This is a genomic window from Niallia circulans (genome assembly GCF_007273535.1).
Taxonomy (GTDB): domain Bacteria; phylum Bacillota; class Bacilli; order Bacillales; family Cytobacillaceae; genus Niallia; species Niallia circulans_B.
This window is the reverse complement of record NZ_RIBP01000004.1, coordinates 3,373,922-3,391,454: the sequence shown is the minus strand read 5'-3', so window position 1 is coordinate 3,391,454 and position 17,533 is coordinate 3,373,922. Positions and strand designations below refer to the sequence as shown.

22 protein-coding genes and 1 pseudogene are annotated in these 17,533 nt (G+C 37.7%); 15 read left to right on the top strand and 8 right to left on the bottom strand.

Annotation, left to right across the window (positions count from 1 at the left end; genetic code table 11):
- Positions 1-92: 92 nt before the first annotated feature.
- Entirely contained in the window at positions 93-554 is a 462-nt protein-coding gene (locus CEQ21_RS24860) for a hypothetical protein (protein ID WP_185766863.1), read from the bottom strand.
- Between the two features lie 124 nt (positions 555-678).
- Between CEQ21_RS24860 and lepB the strand changes: the two genes are divergently transcribed.
- The 4 genes from lepB to CEQ21_RS24840 all read left to right on the top strand — a co-directional run bounded on the left by lepB (position 679) and on the right by CEQ21_RS24840 (position 3,904).
- The gene (lepB, locus tag CEQ21_RS24855) at positions 679-1,236 is read left to right on the top strand and encodes a signal peptidase I (RefSeq protein ID WP_268879002.1); all 558 of its coding nucleotides are present in this window, start codon (positions 679-681) and stop codon (positions 1,234-1,236) included.
- 30 nt (positions 1,237-1,266) lie between these two features.
- Positions 1,267-1,596 carry an HIT domain-containing protein gene (locus CEQ21_RS24850; RefSeq protein WP_185767416.1) on the top strand — a complete coding sequence of 110 codons (330 nt, stop codon included), beginning with the start codon at positions 1,267-1,269 and terminating at the stop codon, positions 1,594-1,596.
- A 68-nt stretch (positions 1,597-1,664) separates the two neighbouring features.
- Positions 1,665-2,318 (top strand): HAD family hydrolase, encoded by a 654-nt coding sequence (locus CEQ21_RS24845; RefSeq protein WP_185766861.1) that lies wholly within the window; start codon positions 1,665-1,667, stop codon positions 2,316-2,318.
- A gap of 479 nt (positions 2,319-2,797) precedes the next feature.
- On the top strand, positions 2,798-3,904 hold the full coding sequence (locus CEQ21_RS24840; RefSeq protein ID WP_185766860.1) for a GerAB/ArcD/ProY family transporter: 1,107 nt from the start codon (positions 2,798-2,800) through the stop codon (positions 3,902-3,904).
- 54 nt (positions 3,905-3,958) lie between these two features.
- Here CEQ21_RS24840 and CEQ21_RS24835 read toward each other — a convergent pair whose 3' ends face one another.
- Complete coding sequence (locus tag CEQ21_RS24835) at positions 3,959-4,711, bottom strand: sulfotransferase family 2 domain-containing protein (RefSeq protein ID WP_185766859.1); 753 nt, start codon at positions 4,709-4,711, stop codon at positions 3,959-3,961.
- A 174-nt stretch (positions 4,712-4,885) separates the two neighbouring features.
- On the opposite strand from CEQ21_RS24835, the gene CEQ21_RS24830 reads away from it, so the two are divergent.
- From CEQ21_RS24830 to CEQ21_RS24795, 8 genes and pseudogenes are all read left to right on the top strand, one after another.
- Positions 4,886-5,368, top strand: a complete 483-nt coding sequence (locus CEQ21_RS24830; RefSeq protein WP_185766858.1) for a hypothetical protein — start codon at positions 4,886-4,888, stop codon at positions 5,366-5,368.
- Positions 5,365-5,889: a hypothetical protein gene (locus CEQ21_RS24825; protein ID WP_185766857.1), complete on the top strand. Its 525-nt coding sequence runs from the start codon at positions 5,365-5,367 to the stop codon at positions 5,887-5,889. Before CEQ21_RS24830 ends, CEQ21_RS24825 begins: the two co-directional genes overlap by 4 nt.
- A 217-nt stretch (positions 5,890-6,106) precedes the next feature.
- Positions 6,107-7,308 (top strand): annotated as a pseudogene (locus CEQ21_RS24820) (threonine synthase).
- 75 nt (positions 7,309-7,383) lie between these two features.
- Positions 7,384-7,545: a Fur-regulated basic protein FbpA gene (locus CEQ21_RS24815; RefSeq protein ID WP_185766856.1), complete on the top strand. Its 162-nt coding sequence runs from the start codon at positions 7,384-7,386 to the stop codon at positions 7,543-7,545.
- 103 nt (positions 7,546-7,648) lie between these two features.
- Complete coding sequence (locus CEQ21_RS24810) at positions 7,649-7,807, top strand: YezD family protein (protein WP_127734359.1); 159 nt, start codon at positions 7,649-7,651, stop codon at positions 7,805-7,807.
- A 118-nt stretch (positions 7,808-7,925) separates the two neighbouring features.
- The gene (locus tag CEQ21_RS24805; protein WP_185766855.1) at positions 7,926-8,702 is read left to right on the top strand and encodes an ABC transporter ATP-binding protein; all 777 of its coding nucleotides are present in this window, start codon (positions 7,926-7,928) and stop codon (positions 8,700-8,702) included.
- Positions 8,699-9,544, top strand: coding sequence for an ABC transporter permease (locus CEQ21_RS24800; RefSeq protein WP_235907334.1), 846 nt, complete (start codon positions 8,699-8,701; stop codon positions 9,542-9,544). Before CEQ21_RS24805 ends, CEQ21_RS24800 begins: the two co-directional genes overlap by 4 nt.
- Positions 9,545-9,567: 23 nt before the next feature.
- Positions 9,568-10,908, top strand: a complete 1,341-nt coding sequence (locus tag CEQ21_RS24795; RefSeq protein WP_185766854.1) for an LLM class flavin-dependent oxidoreductase — start codon at positions 9,568-9,570, stop codon at positions 10,906-10,908.
- A gap of 93 nt (positions 10,909-11,001) precedes the next feature.
- On the opposite strand, the gene CEQ21_RS24790 is transcribed toward CEQ21_RS24795, so the two are convergent.
- The 3 genes from CEQ21_RS24790 to CEQ21_RS24780 form a co-directional block, all read right to left on the bottom strand.
- Positions 11,002-11,487, bottom strand: coding sequence for a GNAT family N-acetyltransferase (locus CEQ21_RS24790; RefSeq protein WP_185766853.1), 486 nt, complete (start codon positions 11,485-11,487; stop codon positions 11,002-11,004).
- Positions 11,488-11,723: 236 nt separating this feature from the next.
- On the bottom strand, positions 11,724-12,728 hold the full coding sequence (locus tag CEQ21_RS24785; RefSeq protein ID WP_185766852.1) for an aliphatic sulfonate ABC transporter substrate-binding protein: 1,005 nt from the start codon (positions 12,726-12,728) through the stop codon (positions 11,724-11,726).
- Positions 12,729-12,951: 223 nt separating this feature from the next.
- On the bottom strand, positions 12,952-13,134 hold the full coding sequence (locus CEQ21_RS24780) for a hypothetical protein (RefSeq protein ID WP_185766851.1): 183 nt from the start codon (positions 13,132-13,134) through the stop codon (positions 12,952-12,954).
- Positions 13,135-13,346: 212 nt separating this feature from the next.
- Here CEQ21_RS24780 and CEQ21_RS24775 point away from each other — a divergent pair, with 212 nt between their 5' ends.
- A complete protein-coding gene (locus CEQ21_RS24775) occupies positions 13,347-13,841 on the top strand; it encodes a tetratricopeptide repeat protein (protein ID WP_185766850.1) in 495 nt (164 codons plus the stop codon).
- A 22-nt stretch (positions 13,842-13,863) separates the two neighbouring features.
- Here the strand turns inward: CEQ21_RS24775 and CEQ21_RS24770 are convergent, their stop codons facing one another.
- From CEQ21_RS24770 to CEQ21_RS24760, 3 genes are read right to left on the bottom strand one after another with little or no spacing between them, the layout of a single operon-like run.
- Positions 13,864-14,211 (bottom strand): DMT family transporter, encoded by a 348-nt coding sequence (locus CEQ21_RS24770; RefSeq protein WP_185766849.1) that lies wholly within the window; start codon positions 14,209-14,211, stop codon positions 13,864-13,866.
- A 17-nt stretch (positions 14,212-14,228) separates the two neighbouring features.
- The gene (locus tag CEQ21_RS24765; protein WP_328593493.1) at positions 14,229-14,552 is read right to left on the bottom strand and encodes a DMT family transporter; all 324 of its coding nucleotides are present in this window, start codon (positions 14,550-14,552) and stop codon (positions 14,229-14,231) included.
- A complete protein-coding gene (locus CEQ21_RS24760; protein WP_185766847.1) occupies positions 14,552-15,103 on the bottom strand; it encodes a TetR/AcrR family transcriptional regulator in 552 nt (183 codons plus the stop codon). Before CEQ21_RS24760 ends, CEQ21_RS24765 begins: the two co-directional genes overlap by 1 nt.
- Before the next feature lie 259 nt (positions 15,104-15,362).
- On the opposite strand from CEQ21_RS24760, the gene CEQ21_RS24755 reads away from it, so the two are divergent.
- Complete coding sequence (locus tag CEQ21_RS24755) at positions 15,363-15,659, top strand: hypothetical protein (RefSeq protein WP_185766846.1); 297 nt, start codon at positions 15,363-15,365, stop codon at positions 15,657-15,659.
- Positions 15,660-16,504: 845 nt separating this feature from the next.
- Complete coding sequence (locus CEQ21_RS24750; RefSeq protein WP_185766845.1) at positions 16,505-17,443, top strand: magnesium transporter CorA family protein; 939 nt, start codon at positions 16,505-16,507, stop codon at positions 17,441-17,443.
- The last annotated feature ends 90 nt before the right edge of the window (positions 17,444-17,533 follow it).

Here is a 17,533-nt window from a genome sequence, read left to right as displayed (position 1 = left end):
ATATTAAATCAAGTATACACCTTTTTGAATTCAATAAGACAACAGGGCAATGACTTCAATAATAACTCCTACCATACATTGCAGATAAGCGCCTAGTTTATCTGCTTTTTTCCTTTCTCGACAATAAAGCGGTGAAATACATAGTTCAGTGCTGCGACAATTAAACTGAGTCCAAAAAGCTGGCTTTTTTTCAAGTTGATCAGTTTATATATTTTAAATTTTTGAGCAAGTGCTGATAGCGGGTACGCAAATAAATAGTCTGCAAAGATATTCGTGATTATATAAAGCCAAAGTTTTTCATAAGTTAATTTAAAGATCCATAAATTTAATGTAAAAAATAGCCCGAATACAAAGGTGATATCTGTAGCGATTCCTGGAATGATTGGGTTTTTGACTTTCCACCATGAATAGGTTTTAGAAAACTCGCTAATTAACGAGATAAGAAGAGAGCTGAAAATACCAGTTGGTAAAAAGCGTCTAAAGGATTTTGCTCCAAATAATAAAAATGTTAACATTGGTCCTATTAATAGTACATACATTTTCCAGTTTTTCATTATCATACCTCCTGTGGCCATCATGTATATTATTTCCTTTACAGTGGAATTTAATTAGTTCAATTTAATGCCATTAAATGGTACGATAATAGGTGTAAAAAGAAGAATAAAAGGTAGTGATAGGTTGAAAAATTTGCTGAACAATGAAAACTACGAATGGCTTAAATCAGTCATGTTTGCGATTGCTGCAGTACTGGTTATCCGGTTATTCATCTTTGTTCCGATAATTGTGGACGGTGAATCAATGAAGTCTTCATTAGATAATGGAGACAGGATGATTGTAACGAAGGTGGGAACGGTTAAACGGTTTGATATCATTGTATTCCATGCAAATGAAAAGGAGGATTATATAAAAAGAGTCATTGGCATGCCTGGGGATAAAATAGAGTATAAAAACGATACACTTTATATAAATGGCAAAGCATATGAAGAACCATATTTGGAAAATAACAAACAGGAACTGCGGAAGTTATACAGGAGTGGAGTGCTATTAACGGAAAACTTTACATTAACAAGTTTGTTAGGTCATGAACGTGTTCCAAAGAATACTTTTTTTGTCCTTGGTGACAATCGAAGGAATAGCACTGACAGCCGGGTTATCGGCTTTGTTCCAGCAAATAAAGTTGTCGGCTCGACAAATATTGTTTATTGGCCAATCAAGAATATTCATCTCGTAAACTAGTTGAAATTTAAAGAAGACGGAGTTGAAAAGATAACAGAGGATTTTTATTGTGAGGAAGTGCTGAGTGGCAAAACGATTGTAAAGAAAGTGTTAGAAACAGAAAATGTGTTGGCATATTATCATACATTGCCTTTTTATCCAGTTCATATTGTCGCAATACCGAAAAAGCATATTTCCTCCCTGCTAACACTGGAGGAAAGTGTTCACCCCTTATTGCTGGAGCTTTTGAGCGTTATTCAAAATCAGCAAAAAATGGTAACAGAGGAATACGGGGCATGCCGTGTAATTACTAACTTAGGAAAATATCAAGATTCAAAGCATCTCCATTGGCATATAGTATCAGGCAGGCCGCTTAAGTAAATATTCTAGCACGTTTAAGTCCTCTCCGTTGCTCTTGATTGGTAGTCTTATAAAAAAGGAGAGTTTCCATGCTAGATGCCGTTATATTTGACATGGACGGGACGTTATTCCAAACGAATACTATTCTCGAATTATCACTTGAGGATGCATTTCAATGTTTAAGAGAAAAAAATCTCTGGAATGATAAAACACCTATAGAGAAATACCGTGAGATTATGGGAGTACCGCTTCCGCAAGTATGGGAGGCTCTATTACCTCAACATAGCAAGGAAGTCCGTGCGGGAACAGATGCTTATTTTCTGGAGAGATTGGTCGAAAATATTCGCAATGGTAAAGGCGCATTATATCCATATGTAATACAGATACTTGCTTTATTGAAGGAGAACGGCTACTCTATTTTCATCGCAAGCAATGGGCTGCCCGCCTATTTAAAGGCAATTGCAGAGTACTACAATTTAGATAATTGGGTAACAGAAACATTCAGTATCGCGCAAATCGATACATTGGATAAAGCTGATTTAGTGAAAGCAGTAATCGAGAAATATAATATAACCTCAGGTGCTGTAGTTGGTGACCGATTGTCAGATATTCAAGCAGCAAAAGCAAATGAGTTGCTTGCGATTGGCTGTAACTTTGACTTTGCGCAGGAATCAGAGCTTGTTCAAGCAGATCAAGTAATAGATGACCTCCGTGAATTATATACTGTTCTAGCAAAATACTGAAATTAGAGGCTGGGACAAAACAAAAGATAACCTTTCTAAACACGAATAATAAAATTACATCTAAATTTGAAAAAAGAAGCACGTGACTAAATAGTATATGGGTTTAAAATTAGTTCGTTTCATTGCGCTGCAGCCACTCGCTTTCCGCGGGGAGGAAGCTGAGCCTCCTCGTCTTCGCCTGCGGGGTCTAAGCCTTTCCTCTATTTCCCGCAGGAGTCGAGTGACCTCCGCTCCATTCCACTAAGTTTTCTAATCAGTGTATTAAAACTAAAAAACACAAAAAAGCCGAACTATTTAATAATTGGTTGATTAAGTAGTTCGGTTTTTATGCAGATTCACTTACTTATGCCCCAGCCTCTTTTCCCATTTATATAAAGTTTCCCTTAATGGCCATACATATTCCCACATAATAATGGGAATTATAGGCTTGATTACTTTCTGCTGAATGATAAAGGTAGGGAAAGAGGGAAGCAGCAGCTATGTTAACAGAAAAAGTTTCTCTTACACAATTATTTGCATTAATATTAGCCTTTAACCTAGGGAGCTCTTTAGTTTTTGGGATTGGCATAGAGGCAAGAGAAGATAGCTGGCTCGTTATCCTGTTGTCAACTTTTATAGGCGTTATCGTTGCGTTTTTTTATTTTAAAATTATTTATATGCTGCCAGACAAAAATTTGTATCAAATTTTAGAGTATTGCTTTGGCAGACCTGTCGCTGTTTTCATCAGCTTTATCTATGCAGTTTATTTTTTTTATATTGCCGCCCGTATTGTAAGAGATTTCAGTGAGTTAACCTCAGCTGCAATCTTGCCAATAACTCCAATTGAATTTATTTCTTTAACATTAACCGTTTTGCTAGGCTATATTTTATATCTTGGTATAGAAGTGCTTGGGCGGACCACAGAGGTGTTGATACCTTATTCCATTTTCTTTTTATTGTTACTGATCATTTTCTTGTATGGAAGCAGAAGTATTACACTGGAAAATATCCAGCCAGTAATGGGGCGAGGGATAGGAATTTTCATTAAAAGCATGTTTCCGTATGAAGTGGCAAGACCTTATGGAGAAATGGTTGTTTTCATGTGTATTCTGCCATTAGTAACAAATTTAAAGGATAGCCGGTTAACGTATTTTGTCTCTGTAGTTTCTTCCGGGCTTTTTTTAACATTAACAAGCTTTTTGATTACGACTTCTTTAGGAAGCAATATTGCTCTTCGTGCCAACTTTCCGCTTCTATCTGCGACAAGACTTGTCTCAATTGGCGAATTTATCGAAAGGATAGATGTTATTTCTGTGTTTATGATTATGCTCGGTGTTCTTGTAAAAAGCTCGGTTTTTATTTATGGGGGATTAAAAGGGCTTGAATATATCTTTAAGCTTCCGTATCGCTATTTTGTTATGCCAATGGTGTTCATTATCTCTGTTTATTCGATTTTTATCAGTAGATATTTTGCTGACCATGTATATGAAGGACTGCGGGTAATTCATTATTTATTAAGTATGCCGCTGCAGTTTATGCTCCCAATCCTGTTATACATAATTATATTAGTGAAAACTGGTATGAAAGGGATCTCTGTTAGTAAATAACATATTATGCTGAACATAGTGATTAAATCGGGAAAGTAAAAAAGCAAAGCTAGATTAATTAGGCTTTGCTTTTTTACTTTGCTTGTTCATGCTTTTTTGTTTTTGTACGAAGCTTTTCATGGCCTTTTTTTCCCGTTTGGACAAGTTTTTTAGCCTTTTTTGAAGCAGCTCTTTAGCGAAATGATACAGCTCTATATCGAGCTTGTTATGCTCCTCAATCAGCTTAATTGTTTCTAATGGTACATCCGTACGCTTTAACCTTGTTTTTGTGATGTTTACCTTCTCATAATGGATGTCTGTCCAACCAAAGGCCGATTTGAGCAAATACAAGGATTCATCGAATCTTTCTGTAATGCCAACTACATCGAATGATTCCAGCCGTTTTTTCGCAAGGCTGACATTATATTGCAATGGGTAGCCGCACAAAAGGAGAGTTTGACCATTTTTGGCCTCTGGTTCAGTCCGAACATATTCCTCTAATGTCATGTTCTGCAGTCTTTCATAGCCTGGATAGTTTCTTAAGTAAGAATATAACGAAAGAACTCTGTCGACTGGATGGCGCAGCATCGTGAAATAATGGTACGGTTTTGTAAATTGTTCATGAGCTCCATACAGAAGATGCCCTGCAATCGCATTAATTTGCATCCTATCTTCGGAAGTTAGGTCAGCAATAGGGACAATTTTATTTTGAAAAAACTCATGGTCATACAATTCCTGTGCTGAAAATTGTCTTGTGAAAATGGAGTTTAAGGTAGATCCGCCTGTTTTTGGGATGTGAAGAAAAATGTGCAGTTCCTGCTCCCTCATTTTTACACCTCTCTTCTTCAATCTAAATTTACTCTTTATTATTAAATGAAGTATTTGAAAAAACGGTAAGGCATTCGTGTAGTCCTTAAAAAAAAGACGAGCCGAACGGTAAAATCTGTATCATAATGTGTACTTTTAAAGGAAATACTAGAAAAAAAGTCATTGGAGGTTAAAATGGCGTTTGCAATTTACTTTTTTATAGGCTGGTTTTCCATCATTTGTTTTTTTGTACAAAAAAAGAAGTTTAGTGTCGTAGAAAATACCGTGCTGTTTTTATGTGTATTAATTGTGAATCTTAATTGGACATGGCTTATTTATGAAGAGCTTGGTTTCATTACCTATTCCCATGATACGTGGGATTTTGTCGCTTATTTAATTAAAAGGAGCATTATTATCCCGCTATTTGTTTTAATTTCATTGAATTTTGGGAAATCAGATGCTTCACTTCTTAAAAAGTTCATGCACATTATCGTTTCAACATTGGTTATATTAGGCTTGACTAGTATTAGTCATATGTTAAAGGTTACAACAGTTAAAGACTGGTCCATACTTTATGATTTGCTTTATTATATTGCACTGCATATTTTCGGGCTATTGATTCATAAGTGGTATCAAACATATATAGTGGAAAAAGAAAATGAGGTGCTGGTACGTTGATTTGGATTGGAAAATTTGATATCAATGAAATTTCCTTATTGCTTTTTATAATAGTTGCTTATTTATTTGTAGTGTTTTCGCCAAAGAAGCTTCGCAGGGAAATAACATGTATGAGTTTATTATGGGGAATATCAACTGGGATCGTGTATGACTTTACAATAGGGGGAGGCTTACTGGATTTATACCGCGAAAATGACACAAACCATTATGAGTTATTTGATTTGGTTTATTATGCGTTATACGGTCCTTTTGGCTACGCCTTTATGTATTTTTATGAAGTGTTGAAAATACATAAAAAAACATTTGGATATTATGTAGCAGGCTGGGCTGTTTTCGGAGTTCTTGCACAGTGGCTGTTCACCGTCCTGCATATTATTACATATCAGAATAATTATAGCTTACCATTTGCCTTTCCCATTTTTTTATTTACTCAATCAATTACTGGACTGTTTTATCATTATGTTACGACAGTCTATCCTAACAAGAGACAAGCGGAAAAAGAAAAAATACAAACGGAATAATGGGACTAAACTATTATTCCAAGTAAATCAATCAGAATACCCTAAAAAATGATTGACAACAACTTTTAGATGCTGTTAACATAGGTTTATCAGATTTGGCAAAATATTTAAAAGAATCGACTAGATCACTAGAGATTCAGCGAACTACGAGTCCATTCCGGCCTGTATTTTGTTGGTCTCTTTTTTCATCTTAAAAAAATTAATTTTGGAGGATAGTATGAGATATAGCTACATAAACAATCTAGAATGCCCGAAATGCAGCCAGCAATATTCTGCCGAAGAAATACAGCAACTATGTAGCTGTGGCTCGCCACTGCTTGCGCGTTATGAGCTGCAATCATTAAAAAATATCATTCATAAGGACGATTTACAAGGCAGGGAAAAATCCTTTGGAGATACCACGAGGTCCTTCCAGTGCTTAATGAAAAGAATGTAAAAACATTAGGAGAAGGGATGACACCACTGCTTCCACTAGAGAGAGCAGGAGAGGAATTACAGCTCCAGCAGCTTTATTTAAAGGATGAAGGACTTGTCCCAACAGGTTCCTTTAAAGCAAGAGGAGCTGCAGTCGGTGTTTCCAAAGCAAAGGAGCTAGGTGTAACGGAACTGGCAATGCCGACAAATGGCAATGCAGGTGCAGCATGGTCCCTTTATTCAGCAAAAGCTGGAATTCGTGCACATGTGGTAATGCCATTAGATGCCCCGGAAATCACGAGAAAAGAAGTAAGTATATCTGGGGGAGAGTTATACCTTGTTGATGGAGTAATCAGTGATGCAGGAAAAATTACCGCACAGCTTATAAAAGAAAACGGTTATTTCGATGCATCTACATTAAAGGAGCCGTATCGCATCGAAGGGAAAAAGACGATGGGGTATGAAATTGCTGAACAATTTGGCTGGGAGCTTCCGGATGTTATTCTTTATCCAACTGGAGGTGGCGTTGGATTAATCGGTATTTATAAGGCGTTTCTTGAAATGCAGGAGCTTGGCTGGATTAATGGTCCATTCCCACGTTTAGTTGCCGTCCAGGCAGAAGGCTGTGCCCCGATTGTTAAAGCGTATGAAGAAGGCGAAAAGGAATCTGACTTTTGGGATAACTCTGAAACAAAGGCATTTGGAATAAATGTGCCTAAGGCTTTAGGCGATTTCCTTGTTTTAGAGGCTATCTATGAGACAAATGGCCGTGCGATAGCAGTGTCAGAAGAAGAAATCACAAATGCCCAGCAGCTTATTGCAAAGTCAGAGGGACAGTTCATTTGTCCAGAAGGCGCAGCAACAGTTGCCGCAGCAGACAAACTGCGTGAAATAGGCTGGATAGGTAAGGCTGAAAAAGTAGTTTGCTTGAATACAGGTGTTGGCATCAAGTATCCAGATACAGTAGACTATAAGGCGACATATATGGAAAAAATTCACCGTTAATTATATTTTGTTCTAAAACCAAGTAAAAAGATTAGATTAATTAGTATTCGACTAGTTTACTAAGGGGAGATGACAATGTCTCGTATATTAAGAGAGTTGGTTGATAGACGAAAGCATTATATAATTGATTATTTAATAGCTGCTAAGCATTATAAAAAAGGCGAACAGCATTTGTATGAATTAACACTAACAGATTTAGAAATTGAATTTGCACGCTTGAAAAATAGAAAAGAATAATAGTGCTGATCAGAAAACTGAAGGCCGCTACCCAGATAAATGGAGTAAGCGGCTTTTTTTATCTAGCAAAGAATCGAAAAAAATTCGTAAAGGGGTTATTAAAATGGCAGAAGTGACTTTCGAAAATGAAAAATATATCATTTCGATTTTAAAGGAAATTGAGTACGGTTCTGTTACAATCACACTCCATGCTGGAAAGATTGCTCAAATTGAACGGGAAGAAAAAATCCGAATTCAAGCGGATAATCCTAAAAAAGGCTGATAACATAAAGTCATTCGACCGGTCATCCGGAGAAGACACGATTGCTATTGGTAGCGCGTGTCTTTTTTTTGTACATATTAATTTCAATGTTTGAAGACAAAGAAGGGAGAAGTTTTCAATGGCATTACTTGCAGTCCATGATTTAAATAAAAGTTTCAGCTCGAAAAGCGGTGATACACACGCATTAAAGGATATTGATTTAACGGTAGAAAAAGGGGAATTCATTACAATTATCGGTCCAAGCGGATGTGGAAAAAGCACGTTGTTGAAAATTATCGCTGGCCTTGATATCGATACAACTGGCTCTGTACTGATTGATGGAGAGGAAGTTGCTGGTCCAAGCATTGATAAGGGCTTTATCTTTCAAGAACCGCGACTGTTTCCATGGCATACGGTTGAAAAGAATATCGCGGCAAACTTCTCCTTAAAGAATAAAGACGTAAAAAAGCAGGTGTCGGAGTTAATTAAGCTAGTGAAATTGGACGGCTTTGCAAAATCGTATCCGCGCGAGCTTTCTGGTGGAATGGCCCAAAGAGCAGCAATCGCAAGAGCATTGCTACGCAATCCGAAGGTGCTTTTGCTTGACGAACCATTCGGTGCTTTAGATGCTTTCACAAGAACACATATGCAGGATGCTCTTTTAAATATATGGCAGGAAAACAAAACGACGATGCTATTTGTTACACATGATCTTGATGAAGCAATCTATTTAGGTAACAAGGTTGTGATTATGAATGCCAGACCAGGGTCCATTCAAAGAACCATCGATGTGAATTTACCATACCCAAGGAAGAAATCAGACATGGCGTTTCAAGCATACCGCCAGCAAATATTACGGGAATTTGAGAAAACGGAGCAAAAGGATAATGAGCTGATTGGAGGGACTGTACGTTGAGTAATAATACAGAGCTAATTTACGAAGAAACAGTTGTGAAAAAAACAAAGAATAGTAAGAAGAAAAATAAGCAGTTTGATTCAAGGTTCATTATCTTCCTTAGGGGCTTAATTTTTCCAGTAGTTCTCATAGCTGTTTGGGAGGCAGCCGGGATTTATGGATTTGTGTCAGAAACGCTGCTGCCAAGACCAAGCGAAATCTTTATGGCCTTCATAGATTTATGGAGGAATGGGAATCTGCTGTATCACTTTCAAGTCAGTTTTCTGCGGGCGATTGCCGGATTTTTAATTGGCGGATCACTTGGGCTTCTGGCAGGGTTGGCGGTTGGGTTTTCGAACAAAGTGGAACATACACTTGATCCGACAATGCAAATGCTGCGGACAATTCCGACATTAGCAGTAATTCCTTTGTTTATATTGTGGTTTGGCTTTGGCGAGGTATCAAAGGTTCTGCTCATTGCAAAAGGCGCGTTTTTTCCCCTTTATGTTAATGCTTTTCTTGGCATTCGCAGTGTCGATGGGAAAATGTTTGAGGTTGCGAAAGTTTTGCAGTACAGCAAATGGAAGCAGATTACAAACTTAATTATACCGTCTGCATTGCCGAATATCCTGCTTGGTCTCCGTCTTGCGTTAGGTGCTGCATGGCTTGCATTAGTAGCAGCAGAGCTTATGGGATCAAGTGAAGGGATTGGCTACCTAATTACCGATGCAAGACAGTTCTCCCAGACGACGGTTGTATTTGTGGGAATTATTATATTCGCTGTATTTGGAAAAGTGTCTGACTCATTTGTTAGGCTTTTTGAAAGAAGACTGCTCAAATGGCAGGACAGCTTTAAAGGATAAAAAAGAAAAAGGAGTGGCTTAATATGGCTAATCGTTCTGCGAGAGAGATGCGGTTGAATTTATTTTTAACAAGTATGGGACATCATGAAGGGGCATGGAGGCATCCATCCTCCGAGGTGGAAAGGGTTCAAGATTTCGCTTATTATCAGGAAATTGCAGCAAAAGCAGAAGCAGCAAAATTTGATTCAATCTTTATGGCCAACAGATATTCTGTTTCGAAAAAAGCTGTTCAGTATGGTGAGCTCGGCGGAGGAGGGATGGAGCCGCTTATCCTCTTGCCCGCTCTAGCAGCTGTTACTAAAAACATCGGTTTAATTGGAACAGTTTCAACATCTTTTACTGAGCCTTACAATGTTGCCAGAAGCTTCTCCTCCCTCGACCATTTGAGCAATGGGAGGGCAGGCTGGAATGTCATTACATCCGGAACAGATGAGGAAGCAAGGAACTTCAGTCTTGAAGAGATTGCAGGACATGAGGAAAGATATAAACGAGCAACGGAGTTTTTAGAGGTGACACATAAGCTCTGGGACAGCTGGGAGGAAGGCTCTCTTGTTAAGGATAAGGAGGCAGGGGTTTATGCATTAAGTGAGAAGGTTCATGAAATCAACCATATAGGCAGCCACTTTTCTGTTAAGGGCCCCTTAAACAGTCCGCGATCTCCACAAGGAAAACCGGTTATTGTTCAAGCAGGTTCCTCTAAGGATGGAATTGATTTCGCAGCAAAATATGCAGAAATCGTGTTTACGGCACAGCAAACATTGGAAGAGGCTAAAAGTTTCTATAAAAAGCTAAAATCAAGGGTTCGTGACTATGGCCGCGACCCAGAAAAAGTATTAATCCTGCCTGGGATATGCCCTGTTATTGCCAATACAGTGGCGGAGGCAAACGCAAAAGAAACAGAGCTTCATATGCTTACTAATCCTGAATACAGTCTTTTACAGCTTTCCAACAGAGTTGGCTTTGACTTGACAACTTATCCGTTAGATGGACCATTCCCAGAGCTGCCTGACTTAGAGGCAATTAAGGGCCATCAAAGCAGGACAAAATTAATCAGTGATTTAGCGAAAAAGGAAAACCTGACGATCAGACAGCTGTTATTGCGTTTAGCTGGCGGCAGAGGGCACTACACCATTGCTGGAACACCTGAGAGTATTGCTGATGAATTGCAGTTATGGTTTGAAAATGGAGCAGCAGACGGCTTTAACATCATGCCACAGCAAATGAGTGAAGGCTTGTCCCGGTTCGTAGAATTCGTTATCCCAGAGCTGCAGAACAGAGGTTTATTCAAAACAGAATACGCTGGCGGCACACTGCGCAGCAATTTAGGATTAGATGCGGCTAAGGAGAACGTATCCCTTATTTAGTAACGGGTTCGGATAGTACGCCTTAGGATTGTAAACAAATCACTTGGAGTAATAGTATCTATATGCATCAAAAAAGCTCGCAGCCTGCGAGCTTTAAACTTTTAACACCATTCTTACTGTCTTTAGGATGTGACCATCAAAATCGTCATCAAACTCTTTGACAACCTCAAAACCTTTGGCTTCATAAAAGGTCTTACCGATCTTATTATCCTTTTCGACATTTATATAAATTTCATTTACACCGTCTAAATCTTTAATTCCCGCATTCACCAATGCTGTACCGATACCTTTCCCTTGCTGCTCTGGATAAAGATAAATGGCTCCTAACTCCACTTTACCATCTTCTCTTACTGGAGAAAAGTTGGCAAACCCAATAACTTTCCCTTCTACTTCAGCTACATAAAGGGTAGAGCTTACTAATCGTTGCTTCATTCTGTCGTCATTGTAAGCTGATTTCAAGAAATTTTTTTGTATCCCTTCAGGAATTATTCCTTCATAAGTAGCATTCCAAGTCGTTTTTGCTACATCTTGAACTTGTGTAATATCTTCTTGTTTTATTTTTCGAATTACATATGTCATTCTTATCAGCCTTTCTATTTGTTATTTACTTCCAATAATTTTAAATATTATAACATTTCATCAGATAAAAAGGACCTTTTCTGTGAACATATTTTTCACTACTAAATACCATTTCGTGATGCTGTATAATGACTTTTTATTTGATTGCTAAAGGTGCTGCTTGCTGTTTTATGTGCAATCTAATAAGAATATAAAACAACAAAGCCCCCCCAGTTGAAAAGGGGGGGCTATCTATTTTAGTTATCGTATTCCTGCAACACTTTTTCGATATAAGTATTGTTGACAACATCGGCTACATCCAATTTTTTTGTTAAACCGCCTTGCTCTAACAGCAAGTCAGCTGTTGCTTGTTGTTCCTTTATAATATCATCACTGATAGCTGTATTTTCCGGTACGGAATTTTCTAGCACTCTGCTGATAATTTCTTCATCCGTATTTTTTAAGTCGGCGTAAATTTTTATTGCTTCTTCTTTATGCTCATTTTGCCATCTTGTTGCTTTTTCAGTTACTTTTAAATACAGTTCTACAAGCTCTGGATGCTCTTTCGCAAATTCGGAGCGAACAATTTGGAAGCCAGGACTGTAGCTGCCGATATCCTTGCCTGTTGCGATTACCTTCGCTTTGTTTTTGACGACTTGAACAGATTGATATGGTTCCCAAATGGCCCATGCATCAACAGAGCCGGTTTCAAAAGCAGGCTGTGCTTCATCTGGCTGAAGTTGAATGATTTCTAGCTCTGATGGGTTAATGCCTTCCTTTTCAAGCATTCTGTATAAAAGTCCATAAGCGCTGCTTCCTTTAGCAACTGCGATTTTTTTGCCCTTCAAATCCTGTGCTGTTTTTATCGAGCTATTCTCTGGGACGATGATCGCATCGCTAAGCTCACCAGTGCTTGCTGTGGCAATTTCCTCAAATTTAATGCCGCCGCCTTGACCTGCTAGTACTGGTATATTCCCAACTCGACCGAAGTCGAGGCGATTAGAGGCAATCGATTCAAAGTAGGATGGACCGCTTTGAAATTCGACCCACTTGACCTTAGCACCAGCCTTTTCGAACTCTTCCTCGAACCAGCCCTTTTCCTTAGCGAGCAGGATTGGCCAAATGCTTTGCTGTACACCAATATTTACGGTAATTTCGCCATCTTCATCTCCAGAACCGTTAGAAGCAGCACCGCATGCTGAAATGATTAAGGTTAATAAAATGACAGATAGTAGAAAATAGGCTTTTTTTAATGAAAACATTATGTATCCTCCAATACGATTTTAATAGAACGTAAAGAACATAAAGAACATAAAGCAGATTAGCAGCTATCACCACCCTTCAAGCTAAAAAATAAAAGGCCCTAAGTATAGCAAACACTATACATTAGGACCTTCAGGCTGACTGATCGGCATATTCATCTGTTATTGGTTGTTAAATCTAATTATTCATACCTATAAAGTTGGTTTAATGATAAAAATTATCTTAGTTTTTTTTCCATTTAATAGAGCCTGTTCCATCATGAGGATGCATTGCTGCCATACACTCATGGTATCTTTTATTCAATTCAGAAAGAGAAAAGCTGTGTAACGCATCAAACGGATAGTTGCCATACACCTCTAATTTTTGGATCATGATTCTTCTTTTTGCTTCATTAAGATTTACCACGGTAATCCCTCCTAATGGATAGTCTATAAATCAAGGAACCTATAATGTTCTTATTATTGTATATTCATTATACTTTAAAAAATGCACTAATCCAAGTGGTTTAGGTGGAATTTGTGAAAAATAATGAATTAATCTAATGTTTCTCATTTTTGGCAGGGAAAGAAGGGACTATGTTGAAATGGTATAAATAATCTATTAGAAAGAGGGATTAGATGGATAAAGAATTATCAGCAGCATTGCACGCAAGAGCTTGCGGAGACCATGCCAACTCAAACCGTTTGCTTTTAGACTTGGCGCAACAATTCCCTAATGATGCTTCCATCCTTTATCAATGTGCATGGAGCTTTGATTTATTAGGGGAAGAAAGAAAAGCGGTGTTTTATTACGAAAAAGCGATCGAGCTGAAATTGCCGCTGAATGAATTGGAGGGTGCATTACTTGGACTCGGCAGCACCTATCGTACATTAGGGGAGTATGAGAAGTCCCGAAATACCTTTATACAAGGGATAGAGAAATTTCCACAAAATAAAGCCTTTCAAGCATTTTACGCCATGACCCTTTACAATCTTAAGGAACATGATCAAGCAATGAAGCTGCTGTTAACTTGTTTGGTGGATACAACTGCAGATGAACAACTATTAAACTATCAGAAAGCTATACGCTTTTATGCTGATAAATTAGATGAGAAGTGGGAATCTTCTAGTTAAAAAAACAGCCGAAAAGCCAGACTTAGTTTGCTGGCTTTTTGGCTGTTTCACCTTTTTCAGAACCATTTAACAAGAAAACACCGCCGATAATAAGGACAATACCACAAAGCATGACAGGGGTAATTAGTTCCTTCCAAAGAATGACGCCAATCAATGCTGTTGCAGCTGTCCCAACCCCAGACCAAATAGCATACGATAGGCTTAATGGTAGTGATTGTAGTGCCTTTGAGATAAAATAAAACGCAAGTACATAGCCAATAATGACGCCGATGGAAGGGAGGAGCACAGTAAAGCCCTCTGCCATTTTCAGCATCGTTGTCGCAAAAACCTCGGTAATGATGGAAATGGTTAAATAAACATATCCTTTCATAGTAAAAACTCCTTTCTTTAATGAGCCACGCCAATATTTAAGAGGACAACCCCGCCGATAACAAGCAAAAGGCCAAGGATTTTCTTTTTGTTTAAGCTCTCTTTATAAAATAATGCGCCCGCCAATGCAGTTAGTGCTGTCCCAACACCCGCCCAAATGGCATATGCCGTTCCAAGCGGCAATGTTTTTAATGTTAACGAAAGAGCATAAAAGGCAATACTATAGCCGGCCGCAACCCCAAGTGTCGGTAGCAGTCTCCTGAAGCCGTCCGTTGCCTTAAGCATTGAGCTTGCAAATACTTCACTAATTATGGAAATTGCCAGTAATAAATACGGACTCATCACATCTCCCCCTTACGTGTCATCTGCATGAGCTGGTCAAGAACAGCGTACTGCCTTGTGTTATTCAATGGAGCAACACCGAGCATTTGTGAATAATAAAGACCATCAAGTGCTAAGCGGATAACAGACGCTGTGACAGGAGAAATGCCATCATTATCAAGCTTTGTCAACGCCCTTTGGTAGCTGTTTGAGATACTTTCCGCCACCGTTTCGTCCAATAAGGAGGAAGCCATTACGGCAACGTTCAGCTCTGCATTATGTTCTAAGTCATCCTTCGTAACTTCAATCATAGCTCTAGTCCATTTGCCTGCTTCAATTGGATCTTTCTCTGCGTATTCTGCCATACAATTCTCCAAATCTTCAAAAATAGCAATGGCAATTCCCTTCATTAACGCTTCTTTACTTGGATAGTGATATAGAAGACCGCCCTTACTGATGCTTGCCTTTTTAGCAACAGCGTCAAGGGTTAGGCTGGTAATTCCTTGCTCATGAATAAGCCTTTTTGCTGTTTCTATAATGAGATGGCGCTTCATATCTGCTTTTGATTCCATAATGCGTCTCCTCCAATATGTATATGTATATTTATTGTACCGTCCGGTCGGTTTTTTAGTCAATAATTTCTTTTTCAAGGGAAATGTTTACAGTTATATACGGAAGTTGTATGTTTTCGATAGGTAATTAGTATCGTAAATAGTGAAAGAGGGTAGTAATGTTGAAAAAAATAGTAATAAAGAATTGGCTTTTGGAAGTCGATGTGGAGAAAACGGCCGAATATTATCGTAATGAAATAGAGATATGTGCTTGCTCTTATTGTCGAAATTTGCATCGACAGTCTTAAGCTTGGAAGATGGACAAACTTCCTTTTTTACGAAACTAGGCATTATGCCAGAAAAACCTGTTATGCTTTCTCATTTTCCAACCGAAGCGGATAATAATCACCAGTATATTGGGTTTTATCATGTTGTCGGCAGGATCCTAACAGGTGAAACTTGTACAATGACAAACTGGCAGGACCATCATACATATACGCTCGATAAATTGGCATTTTGTTTATCGAAGGAAAATAATCAGGTACCAGAGAGCTTTTCAAAGCCTGAATTCAGTTGAACTTTGAAACAGAAATTCCCTGGTTTCTGGAGGAGGGCAGTGACGATTAACTTTCTTTGACAGATTGTATTTAAGGTATACGAGATTTTTCAGTATAAATGGTTAAGGAGTAAATGTTAGTGCAAAAGATTGTTTGGTTAAATAGGCTCTTATTTGTGTTGTTTGTGATAGCAACGGTGCTAGTTTTTGTGGAAAATAATTCACATGTAGTTTTGTATGGGTATCTTTTATTTTTATTCCTGTATGTGTTATATCTTTTGGTACTATCTTTCTTTTATTGGAAAAAAGCAGGCAAGGTGGAAATTAGGAATAGGACAATTAAATTTATAAAATGGTTTATGATCTTAACTTTGTTTTCCTTTTTGTTAGACCTCTTTATACGACCTGAATATATAGAAACCATGCAGTTTATTTGGACTCCGTTAGGCTGCTCTTTAGGAATTGCTTTTTAAATATAGCGTTTGTTAAAGACAGTAAATAATAATATTGTACGGCCACAGGAAAAAGGTCTCTGGAATTCATTCAATGATGTGGCGGTAATTAGGAATATGGATTTGCTAATTTGGGAAAGAATCAGACTAATAAATTGGTTTTATAAATTTTTCAAAAAGTTTGCTAGTTTAGTTGCAAAAATAAAGAATTCAAGTAAAATGTAATAGTGTTTTAAAACAGAAACCAAAGGAGTTGAATTTTTATGAGTAGTCATTATTGCAGTGAACCTGAGCCCGAGTCGAGACAGGGGGAAGTCAATAAGGAGTCATTCCGTTTAATTTTGAATACGAGTGAAAATTCAGCTTGTTTATGGCAACGCATTTGACTTCCTCACAATAAGAGGAGGTTTTACCATGTTAAATATTTATCTTTCTAACGAAGAAGGAGTACTTAAAGAAACGAATAAAATTACGAGCGGCTGCTGGATTAATCTAGTTGCTCCAAAAGAGCAGGAGATTCAGTACATTGCAGCAGAGCTTGATATTCCAATTGAATTTTTAAAGGATTCTTTGGATGAAGAGGAACGTTCAAGGATAGAAAAAGATGGCGATGATATTTTAATAATTGTCAACATTCCATCCGTAACCTTTGATGATAAGAAAAAACCAACGTATGATACAATTCCTTTAGGAATTATCATTGCCAAAAATTGTTTTGTGACAATTTGTCTCAAGGATAATCCGATTTTTCATGCTTTTTCCCAAGGAAAAGTTAAGGATTTCTTTACGTATAAAAGAACAAGATTTGCATTCCAAATACTGTATAGCATGTCTACGTCTTATTTGAAATATCTTAAACAAATCAGTAAAAAGATTGACACAATTGAAGACCAGCTTCTGCAATCAATGAAAAACAAGGAGCTGTTTTCTCTTCTTCATCTACAAAAAAGTCTTGTTTATTTTACAACATCACTTAAATCGAATAATATTGTCATGAATAAGATGATGAATACCAGATTTTTAAAAATGTACGAAGATGATCAAGATTTGCTGGAGGATGTTATTATTGAAAATCAGCAGGCGATAGAGATGGCTCAAACACATGCGTCAATTTTAAGCGGTATGATGGACGCATTTGCGTCGATTATTTCGAATAATGTCAGCATGGTTATGAAATTCTTAACATCTGTTACAATAGTCCTTTCCCTTCCAACAATAGTCGCAAGCTTTTATGGAATGAATGTTAACATACCATTTCAAGAATATAAGCATGCTTTTTTTGTAGCGTTAGCAATTTCATTTGTTTTGTCCTGCCTGACAGCGATTGTCTTACGGAGAAAACGATTATTTTAATAAATCGAAAAGAGTACATCGACATGATGTACTCTCTTTTATTTACTTTAAAAGGGTAGTTTGGTTTAGCTTTATGCCTATGATATGATA

What these genes read in the sequence shown, in the direction of transcription:
- CEQ21_RS24775 (WP_185766850.1), top strand. Translation starts at nt 13,347, where the DNA reads ATGGATAAAGAATTATCAGCAGCATTGCACGCAAGAGCTTGCGGAGAC.
- CEQ21_RS24750 (WP_185766845.1), top strand. Translation starts at nt 16,505, where the DNA reads ATGTTAAATATTTATCTTTCTAACGAAGAAGGAGTACTTAAAGAAACG.
- CEQ21_RS24795 (WP_185766854.1), top strand. Translation starts at nt 9,568, where the DNA reads ATGGCTAATCGTTCTGCGAGAGAGATGCGGTTGAATTTATTTTTAACA.
- CEQ21_RS24845 (WP_185766861.1), top strand. Translation starts at nt 1,665, where the DNA reads ATGCTAGATGCCGTTATATTTGACATGGACGGGACGTTATTCCAAACG.
- CEQ21_RS24815 (WP_185766856.1), top strand. Translation starts at nt 7,384, where the DNA reads ATGTCTCGTATATTAAGAGAGTTGGTTGATAGACGAAAGCATTATATA.
- CEQ21_RS24805 (WP_185766855.1), top strand. Translation starts at nt 7,926, where the DNA reads ATGGCATTACTTGCAGTCCATGATTTAAATAAAAGTTTCAGCTCGAAA.
- CEQ21_RS24830 (WP_185766858.1), top strand. Translation starts at nt 4,886, where the DNA reads ATGGCGTTTGCAATTTACTTTTTTATAGGCTGGTTTTCCATCATTTGT.
- CEQ21_RS24810 (WP_127734359.1), top strand. Translation starts at nt 7,649, where the DNA reads ATGGCAGAAGTGACTTTCGAAAATGAAAAATATATCATTTCGATTTTA.
- CEQ21_RS24790 (WP_185766853.1), bottom strand. Translation starts at nt 11,487, where the DNA reads ATGACATATGTAATTCGAAAAATAAAACAAGAAGATATTACACAAGTT.
- CEQ21_RS24785 (WP_185766852.1), bottom strand. Translation starts at nt 12,728, where the DNA reads ATGTTTTCATTAAAAAAAGCCTATTTTCTACTATCTGTCATTTTATTA.
- CEQ21_RS24860 (WP_185766863.1), bottom strand. Translation starts at nt 554, where the DNA reads ATGAAAAACTGGAAAATGTATGTACTATTAATAGGACCAATGTTAACA.
- CEQ21_RS24765 (WP_328593493.1), bottom strand. Translation starts at nt 14,552, where the DNA reads ATGAGTCCGTATTTATTACTGGCAATTTCCATAATTAGTGAAGTATTT.
- CEQ21_RS24840 (WP_185766860.1), top strand. Translation starts at nt 2,798, where the DNA reads ATGTTAACAGAAAAAGTTTCTCTTACACAATTATTTGCATTAATATTA.
- CEQ21_RS24770 (WP_185766849.1), bottom strand. Translation starts at nt 14,211, where the DNA reads ATGAAAGGATATGTTTATTTAACCATTTCCATCATTACCGAGGTTTTT.
- CEQ21_RS24760 (WP_185766847.1), bottom strand. Translation starts at nt 15,103, where the DNA reads ATGGAATCAAAAGCAGATATGAAGCGCCATCTCATTATAGAAACAGCA.
- CEQ21_RS24835 (WP_185766859.1), bottom strand. Translation starts at nt 4,711, where the DNA reads ATGAGGGAGCAGGAACTGCACATTTTTCTTCACATCCCAAAAACAGGC.